This window comes from Aliiroseovarius sp. S1123 (genome assembly GCF_023015885.1).
Lineage (GTDB): Bacteria > Pseudomonadota > Alphaproteobacteria > Rhodobacterales > Rhodobacteraceae > Aliiroseovarius.
The window spans coordinates 61923-82554 of the sequence record NZ_JALKBE010000002.1 but is presented as its reverse complement, the minus strand read 5'-3'; the positions used below and the strand labels follow the sequence as shown (position 1 = coordinate 82554).

The window sequence follows — 20632 nt, the reverse complement described above, 5'->3', positions numbered from 1 at the left end:
AAACGACGAACTCTTTTGAAGAAGAGTGGTCGGGACGGCAAGATTCGAACTTGCGACCCCCTGTACCCAAAACAGGTGCGCTACCAGACTGCGCTACGCCCCGAACGCCTCTTCCTTACCGATGTGTCTCGGCAATGAAAAGAGAGAAAACCGCACAAAATGAAATGTAGGTCGATTAATCCGTAGCAGGTGTATTGCATGGCCATACAGCCGCACTCTGGTCAAAGGCGGGATGCTGCAGCTCGCTTCCGACGGTGATCCCAAAACGCCCTGTCAGACCCCCATTTACCTCTAGCACAGCACTAACGCCCTGCCCTCCGTCGATCAGGGTTGTGTCATGGGGGATCGCATTCCGGTGGATCCGGGCCACGGAACCATCAGGCCGAATAAAAATCATATCGAGCGGGATCAGAGTGTTCTTCATCCAGAAGCTCACGGGCTGCGGCTTTTCGAAAAGGAATAGCATCCCGTGGGTAGAGGGCAGCGTTTCGCGAAACATCAACCCTTGGGCGCGCTCATTCGGGTCGTCTGCAACCTCGATCGTGAAGGCAGCTTGCCCCCAATCACCGCGAATGGAGATGCGGTCAAACTGGCAGTCCGAGGCCTCTGCCCACCCTGCACTCAGGACCGCGGAAAGACCTGCGCACCAGGATATTACCCCCGCGCGCAAAGCGCGTTTCACGATGCGGACCCGTCGTCGACAGCCGCGTCCCATGCATGAACAGAAACGGCCATCTTGCCGCGCTTGCCATCGGCTGCGCGTATGCTGATCGCTTCCCCGGGCTGGAGATCAGCAAGACCCGACCGGCGCAGAACCTCGATATGCACGAAAATGTCTTCGGTACTGCCAAAGGCATTGGCGAACCCAAAACCCTTGGCCTTGTCGAACCATTTCACGCGGGCAGGCTCCATATCTCCGATGCTGTCGGGATCAACCAGCCCTTCGACGATCTCTTCCAACTGATGGAGGTCATCCCCTTCCGGGGGCACGATCGACAGCACGCTGATGGCCTGGAAGCCACGATCCGTGGCCTGGACGGTGATTTCAATGCTAGAACCATCGGCGACAGAGCTTTGGCCAAAATTGCGCAACACATTGGCGTGCAACAGAATATCCGCCCCACCTTCGTTCGCAACCACAAACCCGAACCCCTTGTTCGGATCGAACCATTTGACCTGCCCTTGCACCACCTCTGGCGCTCGGGCATCACTCATCTGCGACATATCAACCTCTAGCACATTTCATCCCCAAATTTACTATTGGGGCGTTTGCAGGGGCGACGCAAGCCCCGCAACCCTGTATTTTTGGATAGGTAAAGGCCAAAAGCGGCAAGATTTTCAAGGATTCAGCCGCTCAATCTTCCAGTTCTGATCCTGCTCAGAGCGCGTCCAGCGGAAACGGTCATGCAACCTGAATGCCCCATCCGCCCAGAATTCGATTTCGCTTGGCTGGATACGATACCCCCCCCAAAACTCTGGGCGTTGCGGGGTCGGCCCGTGCTGCGCTGTCACCTTGGCGACCTTAGCCATCAAACTGGCCCGCGAAGACAATGGCTGGCTTTGCCGAGACGCCCAAGCACCAAGTTTGCTCTTCAATGATCGGGACGCAAAGTAATTATCCGCCTGCACGCCTTCTTCGCGTGTCACGGTCCCGCGCACGCGAATTTGGCGCCTGAGGCTTTTCCAATGCATCACGAACGCCGCCTTCCTGGCCTGTTCGATTTCCTGTGCTTTGACCGAGCCATAATTCGTGTAGAAAACGAACGCGTCATCTTCGATGTCTTTCAAAAGCACCATGCGCGCATTGGGCAAACCATCTGCATCGACCGTGGAAAGCGCGATTGCGTTCGGATCGTTCAATTCATTTTTTTCGGCTTCGGCCAACCAGTTCCGCGCTATGACAAACGGGTCGTCGCCTGCAAAAATTCCGTCACGTTCAGACATTTGCTTTCCTTCTCACTCGGCTCATCATCACATGAACCCCCAAGACACCTTGGCCAAATCCCGCCATTTCACAAGCACATAGCGCCATGCCGGACTTGAAGACGTACCGTCAATCGCATAAACGGTCTTAACGCAGTATCGCGGGACGAGGAATATTTATGTCGACCGAATTGATGAAGGGAAAGCGTGGCCTGATCATGGGGCTCGCAAATGATAAATCCATTGCATGGGGAATTGCGAAGGCCTGTGCCGACGCCGGCGCCGAGCTTGCCTTTTCCTATCAAGGTGAGGCTCTGAAGAAGCGGGTTGGACCGCTTGCAGACCAGCTTGGTTCGGACATTGTTCTGGAGTGCGATGTGGCTGATCAGGCGTCGATTGACGCATTGTTCGCCGAGCTGGAGAAGAAATGGGGCAAGCTGGACTTCATCGTTCACGCCATTGGTTTCTCAGACAAAAACGAGCTTCGCGGCCGTTATGTCGACACCAGCCCGGAAAACTTCCGTATGACCATGGACATCTCGGTTTACAGCTTCACTGCTGTTGCGCGTCGCGCGGCCGATCTGATGACCGACGGTGGCTCGATGCTGACCCTGACCTATTATGGTGCCGAGCAGGTCATGCCGCACTATAACGTCATGGGCGTGGCCAAAGCTGCACTGGAAGCGTCGGTGCGCTATCTGGCCGAGGATCTGGGCAAGGACGGCATCCGCGTGAACTCGATTTCCGCAGGACCGATCAAGACGCTGGCAGCATCAGGCATTGGGGATTTCCGTTATATCCTGAAATGGAACGAGCTGAACTCGCCCCTGCGGCGCAATGTGTCGATCGACGATGTTGGCAATTCGGCGCTGTATCTGCTGTCGGATCTGGGGTCTGGCGTGACCGGCGAAACCCATCACGTGGACGCTGGCTATCACGTGGTCGGCATGAAAGCCGTCGACGCACCAGACATCGACGTGACCACCGGTCGCAAATAAGGAACGCATGTCATGAGCGATCATCGTCTTCCGCACGAAAAAGGCTTCCACATCAGCTGGGATCAGATCCACCGCGATAGCCGCGCGCTGGCATGGCGTCTTGACGGACAAGGCCCGGACGATGGTGCATGGCGCGCCGTTGTCGCGATCACCCGTGGCGGTATGGCCCCGGCGATGATCGTCAGCCGCGAACTGGACATTCGTACCGTTGATACGATCAGCGTCAAATCCTATCACGCAGGCGGCGGCAAGGCTGACCAACAGAGTGAGGCCCAGGTGCTGAAATCTCCGGATGCCACGCTGATGGGCGACGGAGAAGGTGTGCTGATCATCGACGATCTGGTCGATAGCGGCAAAACGTTGGAACTGGTCCGCCAGATGTACCCCAAGGCGCATTTTGCGACGGTTTACGCGAAGCCCAAGGGCCGTCCGCAGGTAGACACGTTCATAACGGAAGTCAGCCAGGACACTTGGATTTTCTTCCCCTGGGACATGGCCCTGCAATATGTAGAGCCTTATCGCGGAACAGACTAAACCATTCTGGTACAAACAAAAAACCCCGGCCGAGCCGGGGTTTTTTATTGCCAGCTATGTGGCATGTTACTCGGCAGCTTCGCCTGAAGGATCAGTTACCTCGGGTGCGGCAGCTGGTGTGGCCTCGGACGACTGAGCTTCGTCCTTGAGGGCCGGCTTGCGCGGTTTACGGGCGCGTGTCGACTGACGTCGCGGTTTGCTTTCCGGCGTTTCGACCAGACCAGTGTCACCGTCCTCGGCGATATTAGGCTGCGGAGCTGTCGCCAGATCGGGCTGATCGCCCTCACCTGGTACGGGCTGATCAGCGCCAGCATTGGTCTGTGTGTCGGCACGCTCGCTGCGGGTGTCTTTATCACGCTGCTGGCGTTCGCGGTTTTGCTGTTCAGCCTGCTGACGACGCGCATCAATCTCGCGCTGCGCCTCGCCCAGAAGGCGGGTGTAGTGCTCGGCATGCTGTTGGAAGTTTTCACCAGCAACTCGGTCGTTCGACAGGAACGCGTCGCGCGTCAACTGGTTGTATTTGTCGATAATCTGCTGTGGCGTCCCGCGCACCTTCCCCTCAGGGCCCGAGCTATCAAACACGCGGTTGATGATGTTACCCGGATTGTTCCGGTTGCGGTTCGACTTGTTGCGCGAACGTGATTTCGACGATCTCATATAAAGTATCCGGTCTCAGCACAGGTGCGGCATTTGCCGCGCTGTTGTCTCGGTCACTGACTGCGTGGCAGCCGGATGATCCGATTTTTAGGGCTTGTTCCCAGCGGCGGTCCAAGTGGACTGCGGCGCTGATACTCTTGCTAACCATGTGGCCCGGAAAAACACAAGCCCCAAGTGGAATTTTTGCCCGATTTGGCGGTATTTTGCGTCAACTATCGGGATTTAGGACACAGACTGAAGGTTATTCCCCCGACACCCCCGAGGCCGCCACAACGCGATCCTTTCCCGCCAAATCCTGATGCACAGCGACGGTCGAAAACCCGGCGGCACGACACAAGTCCATCACGTCGCTGGCCTGTAGATGCCCGATCTCAAGCAACAGGCGACCACCCGGGGCAAGATGTGCGGGCGCTGCTTGGGCAATGATCCGGTAGGCGTCCAGCCCGTCACCACCGGGGGTCAGGGCCATATGGGGTTCCCACTCGCGCACTTCAGGGGAAAGCGCGCTCATTTCATCTTGGGTGATGTAGGGGGGATTCGATACGATCAGGTCAAACCTCGCGGCACCGACAGGGGCAAACCAACTGCCCTCATGAAACGAGACACGAGCCTGCACACCCAGCTGCGCGGCGTTGCGGCGTGCGACAGCCAGCGCCTTCGCGGACAGGTCCACCCCCTGCCCCCTGACTTCAGGACGCTCTGCCAGCAAAGACAACAGGATACAGCCTGACCCCGTGCCCAGATCCAGGACCGTCTTAAACGGCGCAGACAGGGCCAGATCGACCAAAAGTTCAGTGTCCGGGCGCGGGTCCAGCACGTCGGACGTCACAATGAAATCGCGCCCGTAGAACGCGCGCTGACCGACGATTTGGGCGACGGGCTGGCGGGCGACACGGGCCTCGATGGCCCGTTCGAACGCATCTGCCTGCCCCAAAGCCACGTCGTCATGCATCATCAAAGTTAGTCGGCTGCGATCCACCCCCAAGGCATGGGCCAAAAGGATGCGCGCGTCCCGGGCCGGGTCGTCGATCCCCGCGTCGCGCAACCGCGCCACAGCCCCGACCAGCAAAATCGCCCCCGTCGTCACGCGTCCAGATCCGCAAGCTGTGCTGCTTGGGCTTCTGCAGTCAACGCGTCCACGATCTCGTCCAGATCGCCGCCCATGATCTGATCCAGCTTGTAAAGCGTCAGGTTGATGCGGTGATCGGTCATGCGGCCTTGCGGGAAGTTATAGGTGCGGATCCGTTCCGAGCGATCCCCCGATCCGACCTGAGACTTCCGATCCGCCGCGCGTTCGCTATCGACCCGCTGGCGTTCCAAATCATAGAGCCGCGTCTTCAGAACCTGCATTGCGATCTCGCGGTTGCGGTGCTGCGACTTCTCGGAACTGACCACCATGATCCCCGTCGGCAGGTGGGTAATGCGCACCGCCGAATCCGTTGTATTCACGTGCTGACCGCCAGACCCCGATGCGCGCATCGTGTCGATCCGCAAATCACCGGGTTCAATCTGGATGTCCACATCCTCGGCTTCCGGCAGCACCGCCACGGTCGCAGCCGATGTATGGATCCGCCCGCCGCTTTCCGTTTCCGGCACGCGCTGCACACGGTGCACGCCGCTTTCGTACTTCAACCGCGCAAAGACGCCCTCGCCTTTTACATGGACGGTGACTTCCTTGATGCCGCCAAGCTCGGACAGGCTTTGCTCAACGATATCAAAGCTCCAGCCGCGCGATTCCGCATAGCGCTGATACATCCGCAGAAGGTCTCCGGCGAACAAAGCCGCCTCGTCCCCGCCCGTACCGGGGCGGATTTCGATCATCGCGGGGCGCGCATCTGCCGCGTCCTTGGGCAAGAGCGCCAGACGCATGGATTGCTCCATCTCGGGCAGGCGTTCGCGCAGGGCGGGCAGCTCTTCCTCGGCCAATTCCCGCATGTCGGGATCGTCCATCATCAGCTCGGCCTCGGCGATGTCGTCCAGAAGTCGCTGATAGCTGGCGATTTCATCCACCACTGGCTTCAGTTCGGCATATTCGCGCCCGAGCGCAGCAATCTCGTCCCCCGACACGCCTTCGGCCATGCGGGCTTCAAGGTACTGAAAGCGCTCAGTGATCGCGTTGAGTTTTTCCATAGGAACCATGGGGATGGTGTCTATGATTACGGGGGTTTGGTCAAGGGGCGCGGGCATGCTAGACTGCGCCCATGACCTATCGTTTCGCACTTCTTCTGGCGGTGATGGCGACCCCGATCCATGCAGATGTGACCGGGCCCGGAGGCAACGTGATTGATTGCTACTGCACCGACAGCACAGGTGGCCGGGTCGAGTTGGGCCAGTCGATTTGCCTGTTCGTCAATGGACGCGCCTTCATGGCCCGCTGCGAGATGAGCCTGAACGTCCCAATGTGGCGTGAAACGGGTGAAGGCTGTGTTTCAGCGCAGGGAACCCCGCAGCGCTTCGTTCCATTGCCCGATCCGGTCGCCATTGACTCCAAGATCTGATTTCCCAATCACCAGATGCGCGTGGATGTGCAGGTTGCCGTCTTCCAACCAAATTCGTGTGACATCGGGAAAGCCAAAGCCGCGCGAGCGGGTGACAAAGCTGTTGCCATGACCCGTGGCGACCTCGGTGGTGCGCGGCGTCTGGCGCACGATATCCAGAAGCTTTGCCAGCGCATCTTTGGGAAGATCTGACAGAGGCAGCACATATTTCGCCCCGCCAGACATCCGGTGAACGCCAGCCGCATCGGGACCGGGAGTAGAGGTAAACCGGTCTGCCTCAATCGGTATCAGGCGCGCATAGATGGCAAGCGCCCCGGCAAGGATTGTGGGGGCGGCGATTAGGATCAAGATCAGCTTCATGGGGGCTCCTCGGCGGTGTCGGCCAGATATAGGTCTGGTACGCGCCTGAACAGCCCCCGGATCAGTATGACATTGCGTCAACTACAGCACGCCCAAACCGGTTGGGCCGATCCGGGCAATGCCTGATATCCCTTTGAAGAAAAGCCTATCTGCGCCGAGTGTACGCCCAGAGGTTCAAGATCTCCATCGCGATATGCGCGCCGGCAATCGCGGTGGCGCCTGTCGTGTCGAACGGAGGCGACACCTCGACCACATCCCCGCCAACGACGTTGATTCCAGCCAAATCGCGCAGGATGATCGACGCTTGGCCCGAGGTCAAACCACCCCAAACCGGCGTCCCAGTTCCGGGGGCAAAGGCCGGGTCCAGACCGTCGATATCGAAGGTCAGATAGGTCTTGTTGTCGCCCAGAATGGACTTGATCTTTTCGACCACGGCGGCGGGACCCGTTTCATGCACCTCGCGCGCGTCGATGATGTTCACGCCCAACGTATCTTCGTTGGTGGTCCGGATCCCAACCTGAACCGAGCGACTGGGGTCAATCAGCCCCTCTTTCACCGCCTTATAGAACATGGTGCCGTGGTCCACGCGGCTCATGTCATCATCCGGCCACGTGTCCGTATGCGCGTCGAATTGCAGCAGGCTGAGCGGCCCGTGTTTCTTCACATGCGCCCGCAGAATCGGGAAAGTGATGTAGTGGTCCCCCCCCAGCGTCAGGCAGGCCGCATCCTGATCAAGGATCGAGGTAATATGTGCCTCAAGCACCGCCGGAAACTGGTCGATACGGGCATAATCAAAGGCCAGATCACCGTAATCCGCGACCGCAAATTCAGACAGAACATCGAAGCCCCAGCCATAGGCGGGATCAGGCGATTGAAGGCTCGATGCATCGCGAATGGCGCGCGGGCCAAGGCGCGTTCCGGGGCGGTTTGTCACCGCTTGATCAAATGGTATCCCTGTAACGGCGATGTCTACGTCGGACAGGTCCTTGGTGTAGGTTCGACGCAGGAACGACCGCACACCCCCAAAGGTGTTTTCAAAGGAAAGCCCTTTAAATCCTTCGCGCGTGATCGCGGTATCCACCTGTTCGGCGGCGTCTTCCAATGCCATTTTGACCTCCTTGTTTGAAGGATCCCTAGCACAGGTTTCAGCACGACGCCAGTAATTTGATCATATTTCACACGATGGGATTGAGCCGCTCGATCAGACGGGCAAAAAAGCTGGAACCAAAGGCCGCGACCTCGTCATTGAAGTCGAACTTCGGGTGGTGCAGCCCCGGCCCCTCGCCTTGCCCCAGGAACAGATAAGCGCCGGGGCGCTTTTCCAGCATATAGGCAAAATCCTCGGCGCCCATCTCGCGCCCCTGATCGTCCGCAACACGCTCTTCGCCCGAAATTTCGCGCGCCGCGCTGACGGCCTTGGACACTTCGTCCGCCGTGTTGATCGTCGGAGGGTATCCGAGTTCGTAATCAATATCGACGGTCACGCCAAAGCTGGACGCGTGCCCTTCCAGGATCTCGCGAATCCGGGTTTCGACCATCTTGCGCACCTCGGGCGTGAAGGACCGGATCGTGGCCCCGAACCACCCGCTTTCCGGCACGATATTGTCCGCCGATCCCGCGTGAATTTCGGTCACCGAAACGACCAGTTCGTCCAGCGGACGTAGGTTTCGGCTGACAATGGTCTGAAGCGCCTGCACCATTGCGACCATCGCCGGGATCGGGTCCACACATTCATGCGGATAGGCAGCGTGCCCGCCAACCCCCGTGACCGTCACGCGCAATGTATCGACCGCGGCCATAATGGGCCCAGGCGTGGTCAAAAAACGGCCCAGTTCGACCCCTGGCATGGTGTGCAGGGCATAGACCTCGGAGATATCAAAACGCTCCATCATGCCCTCGTCGCACATGTATTTCGCACCGCCAAAGTTCTCTTCGGCAGGCTGGAAGATCAGCGCGACCCGTCCCCGGAAGTTCCGTGTCTCGGCCAGATAGCGCGCCGCACCCAACAGCATCGTCGTATGCCCATCATGACCGCAGGCATGCATAAGCCCCTCATTCTGCGAGGCATGATCCAGCCCCGTCAGTTCGTCCATCGGAAGCGCATCCATATCCGCGCGCAGCCCGATGGTCGGCCCATTCCCCTGCCCGTTGATAATCGCCACAACGCCCGAGACACCGATCTGCGGATGGATCTCATCCACGCCGAACTCGCGCAGGCGGTCGCAGACAAAGGCCGCTGTCTGGTGACACTCCAACCCAAACTCGGGGTTCTGGTGCAGATGCCGGCGCCAGCCCTTCATATCTTCGTCAAAATCAGCGATACGATTGATAACAGCCATGGAGCCCTCCTGAATTGGGCTGAAGGTTTCCTGATTAAGGGGCAAATGCAATGACCAAATCGTCCGACCAGCTTGTGCACGACCCAAATGGCGGCATGGACCGCCTGCGCGAGATCATGCGCCGTCTGCGCGATCCCGAAACGGGCTGCCCGTGGGATATCGAACAGGAGTTCCGCACCATCGCGCCCTACACGATCGAGGAAGCGTACGAAGTCGCCGATGCCATCGAACGCGAAGCGTGGGATGAGCTTAAGGGCGAGCTGGGCGATCTGCTATTCCAATCGGTCTTCCACGCCCAGATGGCCGAAGAGAAGGGCCTGTTCAGCTTTGATGATGTGGCCGACACGATGTCGGACAAGATGGTCGCGCGGCATCCCCACGTGTTCGGGGACGAAAATCGCGACAAGTCGGCCGAACAGCAGACCCGCGACTGGGAGACCATCAAAGCGGCCGAACGCGCCGCGAAGGCGCAGCAAGGTGTTTTGGATGGGGTCGCCATTGGCCTGCCCGCCCTTCTGCGCGCGGTGAAGCTACAAAAACGCGCCGCAAGGGTGGGATTCGATTGGCCCGAGATCGGCATGGTGCTGGACAAGATCACCGAAGAAGCCCGCGAAGTCGCCGAGGCGCGAGACACTTTGGGACAAGACGAACTTCGCGAAGAAATCGGGGATCTGCTGTTCGTCGTGGCCAACCTCGCCCGTCATCTGAATGTCGAGCCCGAGGAAGCGCTGCGTCACGCCAACGCCAAGTTCGAACGTCGCTTCAAAGGCATCGAGCGCAGACTAGCCACTATGGGCAAAACCCCTGAAGACTCCGATCTGGAAGAAATGGATTCATTTTGGGAGGCCGAGAAAGCTGCAGAACGGGCCGCACAGTAACCTGCGACATTTTCCCCGATGATTTTAATCAGGTATTGATCCAAGCGAAAGACTCAGGTTTAAGCGCCCCATCGAAACCCGAAGGAGATCCGCGCGATGAAATCTGTTCGCACGCTTGCCATGGCCCTTGTTGGCGCCACAGCCCTTACCCCCGCCGCCGCAAGCGCTGACGAGGTGAATGTCTATTCCTTCCGTCAGCCCGAGCTGATCCAGCCCCTGATGGATGCGTTTCAGGAAGATACTGGCATCACTGTGAACGTGGCGTTCCTGAAACAAGGCGTGGTCGAGCGCCTGGAGGCCGAAGGCAAACGCAGCCCCGCCGACCTGATCATGACGGTCGACATCTCGCGCCTTGCTGGCGTGGTCGAGGCTGGCCTGACCCAGCCGGTCCAGTCGGACGTTCTGGAAGGCAACATCCCTGCTGCTTACCGTGATCCGGGCGATCAGTGGTTCGGCCTGACCTCGCGCGCGCGCATCGTCTATGCCTCGAAAGACCGTGTGGCCGAGGGCGAAATCACCACCTATGAAGACCTTGCCGACCCCAAATGGAAGGGCCGCATCTGCACCCGTTCGGGCACCCACAGCTATACGCTGGGGCTGGTTTCGGCCCACCTGACACACCATGATACCGCTGCGACCACTGCATGGCTGGAAGGCGTGAAAGCCAACCTTGCCCGCAAGCCGCAGGGCAACGACCGTGCGCAGGTCAAGGCGATCTGGGCGGGTGAATGCGACATCTCGATCGGCAACACCTATTACATGGGCAAGATGCTGGCCGATGAAGAGCAGAAAGCCTGGGCCGACAGCGTAAACGTCATCTTTCCGGTCTTTGAAGGCTCGGGCACCCATGTGAATCTGTCCGGCATGGCGCTGGCCAAGCATGCGCCGAACAAAGAGAACGCCATCAAACTGATGGAGTTCCTATCCTCGCCGAAAGCGCAGGAAATCTATGCCTCGCAGAACTATGAATACCCGATCGCACCGGGCACGCAGGCAGATTCTGTCGTGACAAGCTGGGGCGATTTCACTGCAGATGGCGTGAACCTGATGGAAGTCGCCGGCAACCGTGCCGAGGCGCTGAAACTGGTGCAACAGGTCGACTTCGACGGCTAAACCAACCGCAAACCAGACACTTAGGCCGGGGACTTCCCCGGCCTTTCTAATTTGTTACAGCATATCTTTCAGATAGTGACCTGTATGACTTTCGGCGACTTTCGCCACTTGCTCGGGCGTGCCTTTGGCCACCACAGTGCCCCCACCGTCACCGCCTTCAGGACCGATGTCGATAATATGGTCCGCAGTCTTCACCACATCCAGATTATGCTCGATCACTACAACCGAGTTGCCCTGATCCACCAGCTCGTGCAGCACCTCAAGCAGCTTGCGCACGTCCTCGAAATGCAGCCCGGTGGTGGGTTCATCGAGGATATAAAGCGTGCGCCCGGTTGAGCGTTTGGACAGTTCCTTTGACAGTTTCACGCGCTGCGCTTCGCCGCCAGACAGTGTCGTCGCCTGTTGGCCAACCTTGATATAGCCCAGCCCGACGCGCATCAACGCATCCATTTTGTCGCGGATTGATGGCACCGCCTGAAAGAACTCTTGCGCATCTTCGACCGTCATATCCAACACGTCGGCGATGGACTTGCCCTTGAACTGTACTTCGAGCGTTTCACGGTTGTAGCGTGCGCCTTTACAGGTCTCGCATTGTACGTAGACATCCGGCAGGAAGTGCATCTCGATCTTGATGACGCCGTCGCCCTGACACGCCTCGCAGCGCCCGCCCTTGACGTTGAAGCTGAAACGACCGGGCTTGTAACCACGGGTTTTGGCTTCGGGAAGCCCGGCGAACCACTCACGAATGGGCGTGAAGGCACCGGTATAGGTCGCGGGGTTGGAACGCGGCGTCCGCCCGATGGGGCGCTGATCGATGTCGATCACCTTGTCCAGATGCTCGAGCCCCTTGATGGTTTCACAGGGCGCAGGTGTCTGGCGCGCGCCGTTCAGACGCATTGACGCGGTCTTGAACAGCGTCTCGATGGTCAGCGTGGATTTCCCGCCGCCCGACACACCGGTCACGCAGACGAACTTGCCCAAGGGGAAGTCCACCGTGACGTTTTTCAGGTTGTTCCCCGCGGCCTTTTTCACAGTGATTTTCTTGCCGTTCCCCTTGCGCCGCTTGGTCGGCACTGAGATTTCACGCGTTCCAGTCAAATACTGGCCGGTGATCGAGTTCTCACACGCCTCGATATCCGCAGGCGTGCCGTGGGCAATGACTTCACCGCCATGAACACCCGCCCCGGGGCCAATATCAAAGACGTAGTCGGCTTCACGGATAGCTTCCTCGTCATGCTCAACCACAATCACCGTGTTGCCCTGATCGCGTAGGTTCTTCAGCGTGGTCAACAGTCGATCGTTGTCGCGTTGGTGCAAACCAATGGACGGCTCGTCCAGCACATAAAGTACACCCGTCAGGCCCGAGCCGATCTGGCTGGCCAAACGGATCCGCTGGCTTTCACCGCCCGACAGCGTGCCGGAATTGCGGCTGAGTGTCAGATACTCTAGCCCGACATTGTTCAGAAACCCCAGACGTTCGCGGATTTCCTTCAGGATGGCGCGTGCGATCTCGTTCTTCTGGGCGCTCAGATGGTTGGGGGCGTCCTCGACCCAGGCCAAGGCCTCGCGGATCGACATCTCGACCACCTGCCCCACGTGCAGCAATTGGTCACCCGACCCGATTTTCACGGCCAAGGCCTCGTCCCGAAGGCGATACCCACCACAGGCACCGCAGGGACGGTTGTTCTGATAGCGTTCGAACTCCTCGCGGATCCAGTTCGAATCCGTCTCGCGATAGCGGCGTTCCATATTCGGGATGACGCCCTCGAAGCTGCGCGTCACTTCATAGACGCGTCCACCTTCGTCAAAGCGGAATTTGATCTCGTCCTCGCCCGAGCCATAGAGGAACACCTGCTGCACATGCGCCGGCAGATTTTTCCACGGCGTGTTCTTGTCGAACTCGTAATGTTTCGCAATCGATTCAATTGTTTGCAGGAAGTACGGCGACTTGCCCTTCCGCCATGGGGCCAATGCCCCATCATAGACTTTCAGCGTCGCATCCGGCACCACAAGACGTTCATCAAAGAATAGCTCTTTCCCCAGCCCGTCACATTCCGGACAGGCCCCGAAAGGGGCGTTGAAGGAAAACAGGCGCGGCTCGATCTCGGGGATCGTGAAGCCGCTTTCGGGACAGGCGAAGTTTTCCGAGAAGGTGATAATTTCGGGCTCGCCCTCTTTCGGGGCGGTCTCGAACAACGCAATCCCGTCGGCCAAATCCAGCGCGGTGCGGAAGCTGTCCGCCAGACGTTGCTCCATCCCCTCGCGCACCACAACGCGGTCCACGACCACATCGATATTGTGACGGTATTTCTTGTCGAGCGTGGGCGGTTGGTCCAGTTCATACATCTCGCCATTTACCTTGACGCGCTGGAAGCCTTTCTTCTGAAGCTCTTGAAATTCCTTGCGATATTCGCCCTTCCGGTCGCGTACGATGGGAGCGAGCAGATAGGCCCGCGTGCCTTCTTCCATCGCCATCACGCGATCCACCATATCCTGCACTTGCTGCGCTTCGATGGGCAGACCTGTGGCGGGGGAATAGGGTGTGCCTGCGCGGGCAAAGAGCAGGCGCAGGTAGTCGTAAATCTCGGTCACGGTGCCGACGGTCGAACGCGGGTTCTTGGACGTGGTCTTCTGTTCAATGGAAATGGCCGGAGACAAGCCCGCGATGTGATCCACATCGGGTTTCTCCATCATATCAAGGAACTGGCGCGCATAGGCCGAGAGGCTTTCGACGTAGCGCCGCTGCCCTTCCGCATAGATCGTATCAAACGCCAAAGACGACTTGCCCGAGCCCGACAGGCCGGTGATTACCACCAGCTTGTCACGCGGGATGTCCACGTCGATGGATTTCAGGTTATGCTCGCGCGCGCCGCGGACCTGGATTTCTTTCAACTCGGCCATTCTGACCCCCAATTCACACTTGCATAACGGTTAGGGCAAAGGCCGCGGCGAGACAATCGAAAAGTTAGAACATTACAGGAACAAGCTGACAGTCACTGACGGGATTGACTTTACATTCCCTTTTTTGAATATTTATTCCGTGAAAGAGTTGATCTGCGCACGCGGTCCTCTATATCCCTTCTCAAGACGCGAAAGCGAGATAGGAGCAAGACATGTTTGGTTTCATGATGGGCGGGGCGAAAATGGACCCGCGTGAAGCGGTCGCAAAGGTCACGGCAGGCGAGATCAACCTGATCGACGTACGCGACCATGGCGAAGTGCAGATGACCGGCAAGGCCAAGGGTGCTGTGGTGGTCCCATTGTCCGTAATGCCGTTCCAGTGCGACCCGAAGGGGCCGGACTTCAACAAGGACATAGACACCTCGAAACCCGTAGCGCTTTACTGTGCCTCCGGGGCCCGTTCGGCGCAGGGCGCGCAGGTATTGAAACGGCTGGGCTTTGACGAAGTCTATAATATCGGGGGTTTGGGTCACTGGCATCAAGCGGGTGGCGAGATCTCCCGCTAACCCCCTTCCCTATGAAAATGAAAACCGCGCTGGCCTTGCCAAGCGCGGTTTTTCTTTGCCCTGCATCTCATTCACCCAATAGGTTGACTGACTAGATTCCTCGTGTTATTCACCCATATGGTTGAACGATTTGATACTGAGCTTCTGTCCACGGTTTTGAAAGCGGCGTCTGATCCAACACGTCGGGCCATCCTGACTCTGCTCGCGCAGGAAGGGCCGCTTCGGATCACTGATATCGCCGCGCGTTTTGACATCAGTCTGAACTCGGTCTCCAAGCACATCAAAGTGTTGGAAACCGCAACGCTGGTGACGCGACGAACCGAATGGCGCGAACATTTGATCGAGGTTCAGATGGATCCGCTTTCACTTGTTGATCAATGGTTTAACGAACTCCGGTCGATCTGGGCGCTGCGCCTGGACGCCCTTGAAGCTGCCCTAATGGAGGACGACAATGACTGAACTATCGCTTGAAATCTCCCGCCACATCCCGCACCCGCCCGAACGCGTTTTCGACGCCTGGCTGGACCCAAAGTTGCTGGCCAAATTCATGGTCCCCGGCCCGGGTGTGACCATCCCCGAAGCCAAGGTGGACCCAAAGGTTGGCGGTCAATTCCTGATCATGATGCGCGTGCCCGAAGTTGGTGATTTGCCCCATACCGGCGAGTACCGCGTGATCGACCGCGCCACTCAACTTGCTTTCACGTGGGTCTCGCAAAACAGCCAAGAGGATTCGGTCGTCACGCTCGACTTCGCACCCAAGAATGGCGGCACCGACCTGACCCTGCGGCACGTCCGCTTCCCATCCGAACAAAGCCGCGACGATCATAACGGAGGCTGGAGCCGCATTCTTGATGCGCTGGCGGCGCTTGAGGTACCCGCATGAATATCGCGGCCCTTATCGCTGGCATCGTAGCCGCCTTTCTGCTGGGTTTCGTGATCTATGGACCATTCCTTGGCCTGCAACGCCGATGGGCCGAGGGCACGCGGATCAGCACGGAACCACCCGAGAAGATGCCCGCGGGGTCCATGCTGGCGCAGATCATCTCGCTTACCCTGTTGGCCTTGGTGATTGCGATGACCGAGACCACCGGCGCCCTGACCGTCGCTGTGATTGCCATTCTTGCCGTCGCTGCGCAGACCGCTTCTGTTGGAGCCTGGGCCCAGAAGTCCGGCTTAGCGATCGGTGTCGACGTCGCTTATGCGCTTTTGTCTGGCGTGGTGATGATCATCGCCCACGCGCTGCTATAACGCAAAAGGCCGGGTGATTTCCCCGGCCTTTTCGATTTATTTTACAAAAGCTTACATGTGGATGACGCGGTCATACGCGTCCAACACGGCCTCGTGCATGCTTTCCGAGATCGTCGGGTGCGGGAAGACCGTGTGCATCAGCTCTTCCTCGGTGGTTTCCAGCGTTTTACCAACCACATAACCCTGGATCATCTCGGTCACTTCCGGGCCGACCATATGCGCGCCCAGCAGTTCGCCGGTTTTGGCGTCGAAGATGGTTTTGATCATGCCTTCGGGGTCGCCCATGGCGATGGCCTTGCCGTTGCCGATGAAGGGGAAGCGGCCGACCTTGATGTCATAGCCCTGCTCTTTCGCCTTGGCTTCCGACAGACCGACCGAGGCGACCTGCGGGTGACAATAGGTACAGCCGGGAATGCTTTCCGGTTTGACAGGATGGGCGTGCAGACCGGCGATCAGCTCGGCCACCATGACGCCTTCATGGCTGGCTTTGTGGGCAAGCCACGGTGCACCGGCGATGTCACCAATGGCATAGAGGCCATCGACACCGGTGCGGCAGTGGGCGTCGGTCACAACGTGGGTGCGGTCGATCTTCACGCCAAGCGCTTCCAGTCCCAGACCTTCCACGTTGCCGACGATGCCGACGGCGGAAATGACAGTGTCAAATTCCTGCTTCTCGACCTTGCCGCCGACCTCAATATGCGCCGTAACCTTGCCTTTTGCGCGATCCAGCTGCTTGACCATGGCTTTCTCCATGATCTTCATGCCTTGCTTCACGAAGGACTTCTTGGCGAAGGCCGAGATCTCGGCGTCTTCGACGGGCAGAACGCGGTCCATCACTTCGACCACGGTCGTGTCAGCGCCCAACGTGTTGAAGAAGCTTGCAAATTCAATACCGATCGCGCCGGAGCCGATAACCAGAAGTTTCTTCGGCATCCGCGGCGGGTTCAGGGCGTGTTTGTAGGTCCAAACCAGATCGCCGTCAGCCTCAAGCCCCGGCAGTTCACGGGCACGGGCCCCGGTGGCAAGAACGATGTTCTTCGCAGTCAGCTCCTCGGTACCTTTTTCAGTTTTAACCGAAACCTTGCCTTTGGCGGGGATCGTTGCCTCGCCCATCACCACGGTGACCTTGTTTTTCTTCATCAGGTGACCGATGCCGCCCGACAGCTGGGCCGCGACGCCGCGCGAGCGCTTCACGATGGCGGGCAGATCATAATCGATCTTGCCGGCAGACAGGCCAAATTCCTTGGCGCGGTGCATCAGGTGGAACACCTCGGCCGAGCGCAAAAGCGCCTTCGTGGGGATACAGCCCCAGTTCAGGCAGATACCGCCCAGATGTTCGCGTTCGACGATGGCCACTTTCTGGCCCAATTGAGCGGCCCGAATGGCTGCAACATAACCGCCCGGCCCTGCGCCGATTACGATCGTATCAAAACTCTGTCCTGCCATCGGTGGCTCCTCCTAATCCAAGATAGTTTGGCATTAAACTATTTTGTTCAACGGATCAATTACCTCAGCGAAACCCCGCTATTCGCTCAGCGAAAACCGGGAAATCCCACCTTATTCCTCTTCATCCTGCAGCTCATGCAGGATGTGGCCATAGCCGCCATCACGGATAAATGCTTCTTCATCCGCGCTACTGTCGCGCCCAAGTACCTGATTTCGATAAGGAAAGCGCCCGAAACGGCGGATAATCTCGCAATGCACACGGGCGTGAAGCGTATCACCTTCCCCACGCGGATCAGACATGCGGTCCTGCATCAGCTCGATGCAGCGATCCTGCATTGCCACCTCTTCGCTGTGCATGAAGGGCATATAAAAGAATTGTCGGGTCGGCAGATCGATCTTCAAATCCAAACCGTTGTCGATCGCACGCTCGGCACATGCCAGTGCCGCAGCGTCCGTCGCGAAGGATCGCGCATCACCGCGAAACATATTGCGTGGGAACTGATCGGTCAGGATAAGAAACCCCAACGCACCCTCGGCAGTGTCTTGCCAGTGGTCTAACGCACCGGCGCGCGCAGCTTCCCAACTTGGCAGAAACTTATCGCGGATCGTGGTGTCGAGTTCCTCGGTCCCGTTATACCAGCCCTCAGGCCCGGTATCGTCGACCCAGAAGCGGATGATATTCTGTGCAGTGGCCATTCGGTCCCCCCCTACCAATCACCCTAACGGGGAGGGAGAACTCTGCAAGCCCTGCGATCAGCCGTTTTCCTCTTCGTTAGCTTCTGCTTCGTCCGCCCAGAACTCTTGCGCCATGTCGACAGCCACAGGAGACGTCGCCGGAGCCATGGTCACAAACGCACCTGTATCTTGGGGTGCCGGCGCCGAACGCCGGGTCGACCGCCACAGACCATAGGCAAGCAAAGCAAGAAGCAGGACCGCCATATAGGACCAGAAACCGTTGGGGCCAACCACGCCCATCACCCAACCCGAGATGATCGGCCCGGCAATCGCGCCAATCCCGTTGATGAAGATCAGACCGGCCGAGGCCGCCGGCATGTCGTCCGGCTCTAGGAAGTCATTCACATAGGCCAGAAGCAGCGCGTAAAGCGGGTTCGTCATGCCGCCCATCAGGAAGGCCGCTGCCAACAGTACATTATAGTCTGACGACAACAGCACAGGTAGGAACCCTGCCCCGGCAGCCACAGCCGTGACGATCAGGATCAGGAAACGCCGATCCATGCGGTCGGAGATCCAGCCGATGGGATACTGAAGCACCAGCCCGCCAATATAGAAAGTCGACACAAAGCCCGAGATCTGCGCGATACTCAGCCCCGCCTGCTGTCCAAAGACCGAGGCCATGCCGAACTGCGCAGCAAACACGCCACCCAGAATGAAGAAGCCGACACAGCCCAGCGGCGAGATCGTGTAAAGCTCGCGCAGACTCAGACCTTTGGTGGTTTCAAAGGCAGGGGTCGGGTTTACCGACAAAAGGATCGGCGCAAAGGCAATCGACACCAGCACCGATGGGATGATGAACAAGATGAAGTCCTGCGGATCTCCCAACACCAGCAAACCCTGTGCTGCAATGATCCCGACCATCTGAACGAACATATAGAGCGACAGGGCTTTGCCGCGGTTCGCATTGTCAGCCGCGTTGTTCAGCCAGCTTTCCGCTGTGACATACACGCCCGAGAAGCAGAACCCAACCACGACACGCAGAAGCGTCCAGGCAATCGGATCGTTCATTGCCGGGTACAGGATCAACACGGCCGAGATGAAGGACCCCAGCGCCGCAAAGACCCGCACATGGCCAACGCGTCGGATCATGATCGGAGCCATGCGCGACCCGAACAGGAAGCCCGCAAAGTATCCGGACATGACCAAGGACAGCTCGAAGGTCGAAAAGCCTTCAAGCCCACCACGAATGCCCAACAGCGTGCCTTGTACACCGTTGCCAACCATCAAAAGCATGACGCCCAACAGCAGCGCCCAAGAACTTGCCAGTACCTGAAGCATAAGACCCTCCGCCAATCCGAGATGTTTAGTGTAGCCGAAGGCTTTCTTCTAAAAACGCTTTTTCGCGACCTTGCAGAGTCGCCTACCGGCTTTTACGCCCCCTGCGGCAGCAGAAGCGAGCTGTCGCCATAAGAAAAGAAGCGATATTTTTCTTCGATGGCATGGACATAGACATCCCGCATCCGCTCGATCCCCATTAGGGCAGAGACAAGCATCATCAGCGTGGATTTGGGTAAGTGGAAATTTGTCATCAAGCCATCAGCGATTGAAAATTCAAAGCCCGGCGTGATGAAAATATCGGTCTCGCCTGTCCATGGGGAAATCTGCCCCTTGGCAACTGCCGCGCTTTCAATCAGGCGCAACGCCGTGGTGCCCACGGGGATCACGCGTCCGCCGGTGGCGAGGGTCGCGTTGATCTCGTTCGCCGCATTCTGGCTGACCTCGCCCCATTCGGCATGCATCTTGTGCTTGGACACATCATCGACCTTCACCGGCAGGAAAGTGCCCGCCCCCACGTGCAACGTGACATGGGTCAGATCGACGCCCATCGCCTCGATTCGGGACAAAAGGTCGGTATCAAAATGCAGAGACGCTGTCGGCGCGGCAACTGCCCCGGCATTGCGGGCAAATACGGTCTGGTAGTCTTCGTTGTCTTGGTCGTCCGCTGCACGCTTTGCGGCGATGTAGGGCGGCAGAGGCATTTTGCCTGCCGCGGCAATCGCGACATCAAACGCGTCACCTTCCAAATTGAAACGGAGTACGGCCTGATCTTCATCTCGCCCAAGGAATTCGGCGTTCAGCGCATCCGAGAACGCGATCACGTCGCCCTCTTTCAATTTACGCAAGGGCTTGGCCATCGCGTGCCATTGGCCGTGGCCATCGGGCGACAAAAGCGTGACTTCAATATTCGAAACACCCTCGCCAGGCGCTTGCCCCGGACGGGTACGTGTGCCGAACAGGCGGCCGGGGATGACCTTGGTGTCGTTCAGGATCAACCGGTCCCCTGGACGAAGCCAATCAGTCAGATCGCCCACATGCGCGTCGGTCAGCGTGTCCGGAGTCGCCACCAGCAGACGGCTGGCCGTACGCGGACGCGCAGGGCGGGTCGCAATCAGATCCTCGGGCAGATCAAAGTCAAAATCACTCAGCTTCATGGCC

Annotated in this window: 23 protein-coding genes and 1 tRNA gene; 9 read left to right on the top strand and 15 right to left on the bottom strand. The window is 58.5% G+C overall.

The annotated features are described in order from the left end of the window. Positions 1-26: 26 nt before the first annotated feature. The 4 genes from MWU53_RS03835 to pdxH all read right to left on the bottom strand — a co-directional run bounded on the left by MWU53_RS03835 (position 27) and on the right by pdxH (position 1944). Positions 27-103 (bottom strand) — tRNA-Pro (locus MWU53_RS03835). Positions 104-175: 72 nt separating this feature from the next. Further along, a complete protein-coding gene (locus tag MWU53_RS03830) occupies positions 176-682 on the bottom strand; it encodes a DUF192 domain-containing protein (protein ID WP_348647022.1) in 507 nt (168 codons plus the stop codon). Beyond that, the gene (locus tag MWU53_RS03825) at positions 679-1224 is read right to left on the bottom strand and encodes a cold shock protein (protein ID WP_247090669.1); all 546 of its coding nucleotides are present in this window, start codon (positions 1222-1224) and stop codon (positions 679-681) included. Before MWU53_RS03825 ends, MWU53_RS03830 begins: the two co-directional genes overlap by 4 nt. A gap of 114 nt (positions 1225-1338) precedes the next feature. After that, positions 1339-1944 carry a pyridoxamine 5'-phosphate oxidase gene (gene pdxH, locus MWU53_RS03820; RefSeq protein ID WP_247090667.1) on the bottom strand — a complete coding sequence of 202 codons (606 nt, stop codon included), beginning with the start codon at positions 1942-1944 and terminating at the stop codon, positions 1339-1341. Between the two features lie 158 nt (positions 1945-2102). On the opposite strand from pdxH, the gene fabI reads away from it, so the two are divergent. Together fabI and gpt are read left to right on the top strand one after the other, a co-directional pair. After that, positions 2103-2921, top strand: a complete 819-nt coding sequence (gene fabI, locus MWU53_RS03815; RefSeq protein WP_247090665.1) for an enoyl-ACP reductase FabI — start codon at positions 2103-2105, stop codon at positions 2919-2921. Between the two features lie 12 nt (positions 2922-2933). Beyond that, the gene (gene gpt, locus MWU53_RS03810) at positions 2934-3455 is read left to right on the top strand and encodes a xanthine phosphoribosyltransferase (RefSeq protein ID WP_247090663.1); all 522 of its coding nucleotides are present in this window, start codon (positions 2934-2936) and stop codon (positions 3453-3455) included. A 66-nt stretch (positions 3456-3521) separates the two neighbouring features. Here the strand turns inward: gpt and MWU53_RS03805 are convergent, their stop codons facing one another. The 3 genes from MWU53_RS03805 to prfA form a co-directional block, all read right to left on the bottom strand. Further along, positions 3522-4112 (bottom strand): DUF4167 domain-containing protein, encoded by a 591-nt coding sequence (locus MWU53_RS03805; RefSeq protein WP_247090661.1) that lies wholly within the window; start codon positions 4110-4112, stop codon positions 3522-3524. Positions 4113-4353: 241 nt separating this feature from the next. Beyond that, positions 4354-5199: a peptide chain release factor N(5)-glutamine methyltransferase gene (gene prmC / locus MWU53_RS03800; protein ID WP_247090659.1), complete on the bottom strand. Its 846-nt coding sequence runs from the start codon at positions 5197-5199 to the stop codon at positions 4354-4356. Then, on the bottom strand, positions 5196-6251 hold the full coding sequence (gene prfA / locus MWU53_RS03795; protein ID WP_247091737.1) for a peptide chain release factor 1: 1056 nt from the start codon (positions 6249-6251) through the stop codon (positions 5196-5198). The genes prmC and prfA overlap by 4 nt, the downstream gene beginning before the upstream one ends. A 62-nt stretch (positions 6252-6313) precedes the next feature. On the opposite strand from prfA, the gene MWU53_RS03790 reads away from it, so the two are divergent. Next, positions 6314-6610 (top strand): hypothetical protein, encoded by a 297-nt coding sequence (locus MWU53_RS03790; protein ID WP_247090657.1) that lies wholly within the window; start codon positions 6314-6316, stop codon positions 6608-6610. Here the strand turns inward: MWU53_RS03790 and MWU53_RS03785 are convergent. From MWU53_RS03785 to MWU53_RS03775, 3 genes are all read right to left on the bottom strand, one after another. Beyond that, on the bottom strand, positions 6542-6970 hold the full coding sequence (locus MWU53_RS03785; protein ID WP_247090656.1) for a DUF1499 domain-containing protein: 429 nt from the start codon (positions 6968-6970) through the stop codon (positions 6542-6544). The genes MWU53_RS03790 and MWU53_RS03785 overlap by 69 nt on opposite strands. Before the next feature lie 145 nt (positions 6971-7115). Further along, the gene (gene speB, locus MWU53_RS03780) at positions 7116-8078 is read right to left on the bottom strand and encodes an agmatinase (protein ID WP_247090655.1); all 963 of its coding nucleotides are present in this window, start codon (positions 8076-8078) and stop codon (positions 7116-7118) included. A gap of 67 nt (positions 8079-8145) precedes the next feature. Continuing rightward, positions 8146-9309, bottom strand: a complete 1164-nt coding sequence (locus tag MWU53_RS03775; protein ID WP_247090654.1) for a M20 aminoacylase family protein — start codon at positions 9307-9309, stop codon at positions 8146-8148. Between the two features lie 50 nt (positions 9310-9359). On the opposite strand from MWU53_RS03775, the gene mazG reads away from it, so the two are divergent. Next, positions 9360-10187 (top strand): nucleoside triphosphate pyrophosphohydrolase, encoded by an 828-nt coding sequence (gene mazG, locus MWU53_RS03770; RefSeq protein ID WP_247090653.1) that lies wholly within the window; start codon positions 9360-9362, stop codon positions 10185-10187. Positions 10188-10307: 120 nt separating this feature from the next. Next, positions 10308-11300 (top strand): Fe(3+) ABC transporter substrate-binding protein, encoded by a 993-nt coding sequence (locus MWU53_RS03765; protein WP_247091735.1) that lies wholly within the window; start codon positions 10308-10310, stop codon positions 11298-11300. A gap of 54 nt (positions 11301-11354) precedes the next feature. Here MWU53_RS03765 and uvrA read toward each other — a convergent pair whose 3' ends face one another. Further along, complete coding sequence (gene uvrA, locus MWU53_RS03760) at positions 11355-14201, bottom strand: excinuclease ABC subunit UvrA (RefSeq protein ID WP_247090652.1); 2847 nt, start codon at positions 14199-14201, stop codon at positions 11355-11357. A gap of 212 nt (positions 14202-14413) precedes the next feature. On the opposite strand from uvrA, the gene MWU53_RS03755 reads away from it, so the two are divergent. The 4 genes from MWU53_RS03755 (at position 14414) to MWU53_RS03740 (ending at position 16015) form a co-directional block, all read left to right on the top strand. Further along, the gene (locus tag MWU53_RS03755; protein ID WP_247090651.1) at positions 14414-14767 is read left to right on the top strand and encodes a rhodanese-like domain-containing protein; all 354 of its coding nucleotides are present in this window, start codon (positions 14414-14416) and stop codon (positions 14765-14767) included. A 102-nt stretch (positions 14768-14869) separates the two neighbouring features. After that, positions 14870-15226 (top strand): metalloregulator ArsR/SmtB family transcription factor, encoded by a 357-nt coding sequence (locus MWU53_RS03750; RefSeq protein ID WP_247090650.1) that lies wholly within the window; start codon positions 14870-14872, stop codon positions 15224-15226. Then, the gene (locus MWU53_RS03745; protein WP_247090649.1) at positions 15219-15650 is read left to right on the top strand and encodes an SRPBCC domain-containing protein; all 432 of its coding nucleotides are present in this window, start codon (positions 15219-15221) and stop codon (positions 15648-15650) included. The genes MWU53_RS03750 and MWU53_RS03745 overlap by 8 nt, the downstream gene beginning before the upstream one ends. After that, positions 15647-16015, top strand: coding sequence for a DUF1761 family protein (locus MWU53_RS03740; protein WP_247090647.1), 369 nt, complete (start codon positions 15647-15649; stop codon positions 16013-16015). The genes MWU53_RS03745 and MWU53_RS03740 overlap by 4 nt, the downstream gene beginning before the upstream one ends. 51 nt (positions 16016-16066) lie before the next feature. Here the strand turns inward: MWU53_RS03740 and lpdA are convergent, their stop codons facing one another. The 4 genes from lpdA to queA form a co-directional block, all read right to left on the bottom strand. After that, entirely contained in the window at positions 16067-17461 is a 1395-nt protein-coding gene (gene lpdA, locus MWU53_RS03735; RefSeq protein ID WP_247090645.1) for a dihydrolipoyl dehydrogenase, read from the bottom strand. Positions 17462-17572: 111 nt separating this feature from the next. Continuing rightward, entirely contained in the window at positions 17573-18157 is a 585-nt protein-coding gene (locus tag MWU53_RS03730; RefSeq protein ID WP_247090643.1) for a DUF924 family protein, read from the bottom strand. Between the two features lie 57 nt (positions 18158-18214). Then, positions 18215-19474: an MFS transporter gene (locus tag MWU53_RS03725; protein ID WP_247090641.1), complete on the bottom strand. Its 1260-nt coding sequence runs from the start codon at positions 19472-19474 to the stop codon at positions 18215-18217. Between the two features lie 92 nt (positions 19475-19566). Next, the gene (gene queA, locus MWU53_RS03720; protein ID WP_247090639.1) at positions 19567-20628 is read right to left on the bottom strand and encodes a tRNA preQ1(34) S-adenosylmethionine ribosyltransferase-isomerase QueA; all 1062 of its coding nucleotides are present in this window, start codon (positions 20626-20628) and stop codon (positions 19567-19569) included. Between the last annotated feature and the right edge of the window lie 4 nt (positions 20629-20632).

What these genes read in the sequence shown, in the direction of transcription:
- MWU53_RS03825 (WP_247090669.1), bottom strand. Translation starts at nt 1,224, where the DNA reads ATGTCGCAGATGAGTGATGCCCGAGCGCCAGAGGTGGTGCAAGGGCAG.
- pdxH (WP_247090667.1), bottom strand. Translation starts at nt 1,944, where the DNA reads ATGTCTGAACGTGACGGAATTTTTGCAGGCGACGACCCGTTTGTCATA.
- fabI (WP_247090665.1), top strand. Translation starts at nt 2,103, where the DNA reads ATGTCGACCGAATTGATGAAGGGAAAGCGTGGCCTGATCATGGGGCTC.
- gpt (WP_247090663.1), top strand. Translation starts at nt 2,934, where the DNA reads ATGAGCGATCATCGTCTTCCGCACGAAAAAGGCTTCCACATCAGCTGG.
- MWU53_RS03805 (WP_247090661.1), bottom strand. Translation starts at nt 4,112, where the DNA reads ATGAGATCGTCGAAATCACGTTCGCGCAACAAGTCGAACCGCAACCGG.
- prfA (WP_247091737.1), bottom strand. Translation starts at nt 6,251, where the DNA reads ATGGTTCCTATGGAAAAACTCAACGCGATCACTGAGCGCTTTCAGTAC.
- MWU53_RS03790 (WP_247090657.1), top strand. Translation starts at nt 6,314, where the DNA reads ATGACCTATCGTTTCGCACTTCTTCTGGCGGTGATGGCGACCCCGATC.
- MWU53_RS03785 (WP_247090656.1), bottom strand. Translation starts at nt 6,970, where the DNA reads ATGAAGCTGATCTTGATCCTAATCGCCGCCCCCACAATCCTTGCCGGG.
- speB (WP_247090655.1), bottom strand. Translation starts at nt 8,078, where the DNA reads ATGGCATTGGAAGACGCCGCCGAACAGGTGGATACCGCGATCACGCGC.
- MWU53_RS03775 (WP_247090654.1), bottom strand. Translation starts at nt 9,309, where the DNA reads ATGGCTGTTATCAATCGTATCGCTGATTTTGACGAAGATATGAAGGGC.
- mazG (WP_247090653.1), top strand. Translation starts at nt 9,360, where the DNA reads ATGACCAAATCGTCCGACCAGCTTGTGCACGACCCAAATGGCGGCATG.
- MWU53_RS03765 (WP_247091735.1), top strand. Translation starts at nt 10,308, where the DNA reads ATGGCCCTTGTTGGCGCCACAGCCCTTACCCCCGCCGCCGCAAGCGCT.
- uvrA (WP_247090652.1), bottom strand. Translation starts at nt 14,201, where the DNA reads ATGGCCGAGTTGAAAGAAATCCAGGTCCGCGGCGCGCGCGAGCATAAC.
- MWU53_RS03755 (WP_247090651.1), top strand. Translation starts at nt 14,414, where the DNA reads ATGTTTGGTTTCATGATGGGCGGGGCGAAAATGGACCCGCGTGAAGCG.
- MWU53_RS03745 (WP_247090649.1), top strand. Translation starts at nt 15,219, where the DNA reads ATGACTGAACTATCGCTTGAAATCTCCCGCCACATCCCGCACCCGCCC.
- MWU53_RS03740 (WP_247090647.1), top strand. Translation starts at nt 15,647, where the DNA reads ATGAATATCGCGGCCCTTATCGCTGGCATCGTAGCCGCCTTTCTGCTG.
- lpdA (WP_247090645.1), bottom strand. Translation starts at nt 17,461, where the DNA reads ATGGCAGGACAGAGTTTTGATACGATCGTAATCGGCGCAGGGCCGGGC.
- MWU53_RS03730 (WP_247090643.1), bottom strand. Translation starts at nt 18,157, where the DNA reads ATGGCCACTGCACAGAATATCATCCGCTTCTGGGTCGACGATACCGGG.
- MWU53_RS03725 (WP_247090641.1), bottom strand. Translation starts at nt 19,474, where the DNA reads ATGCTTCAGGTACTGGCAAGTTCTTGGGCGCTGCTGTTGGGCGTCATG.
- queA (WP_247090639.1), bottom strand. Translation starts at nt 20,628, where the DNA reads ATGAAGCTGAGTGATTTTGACTTTGATCTGCCCGAGGATCTGATTGCG.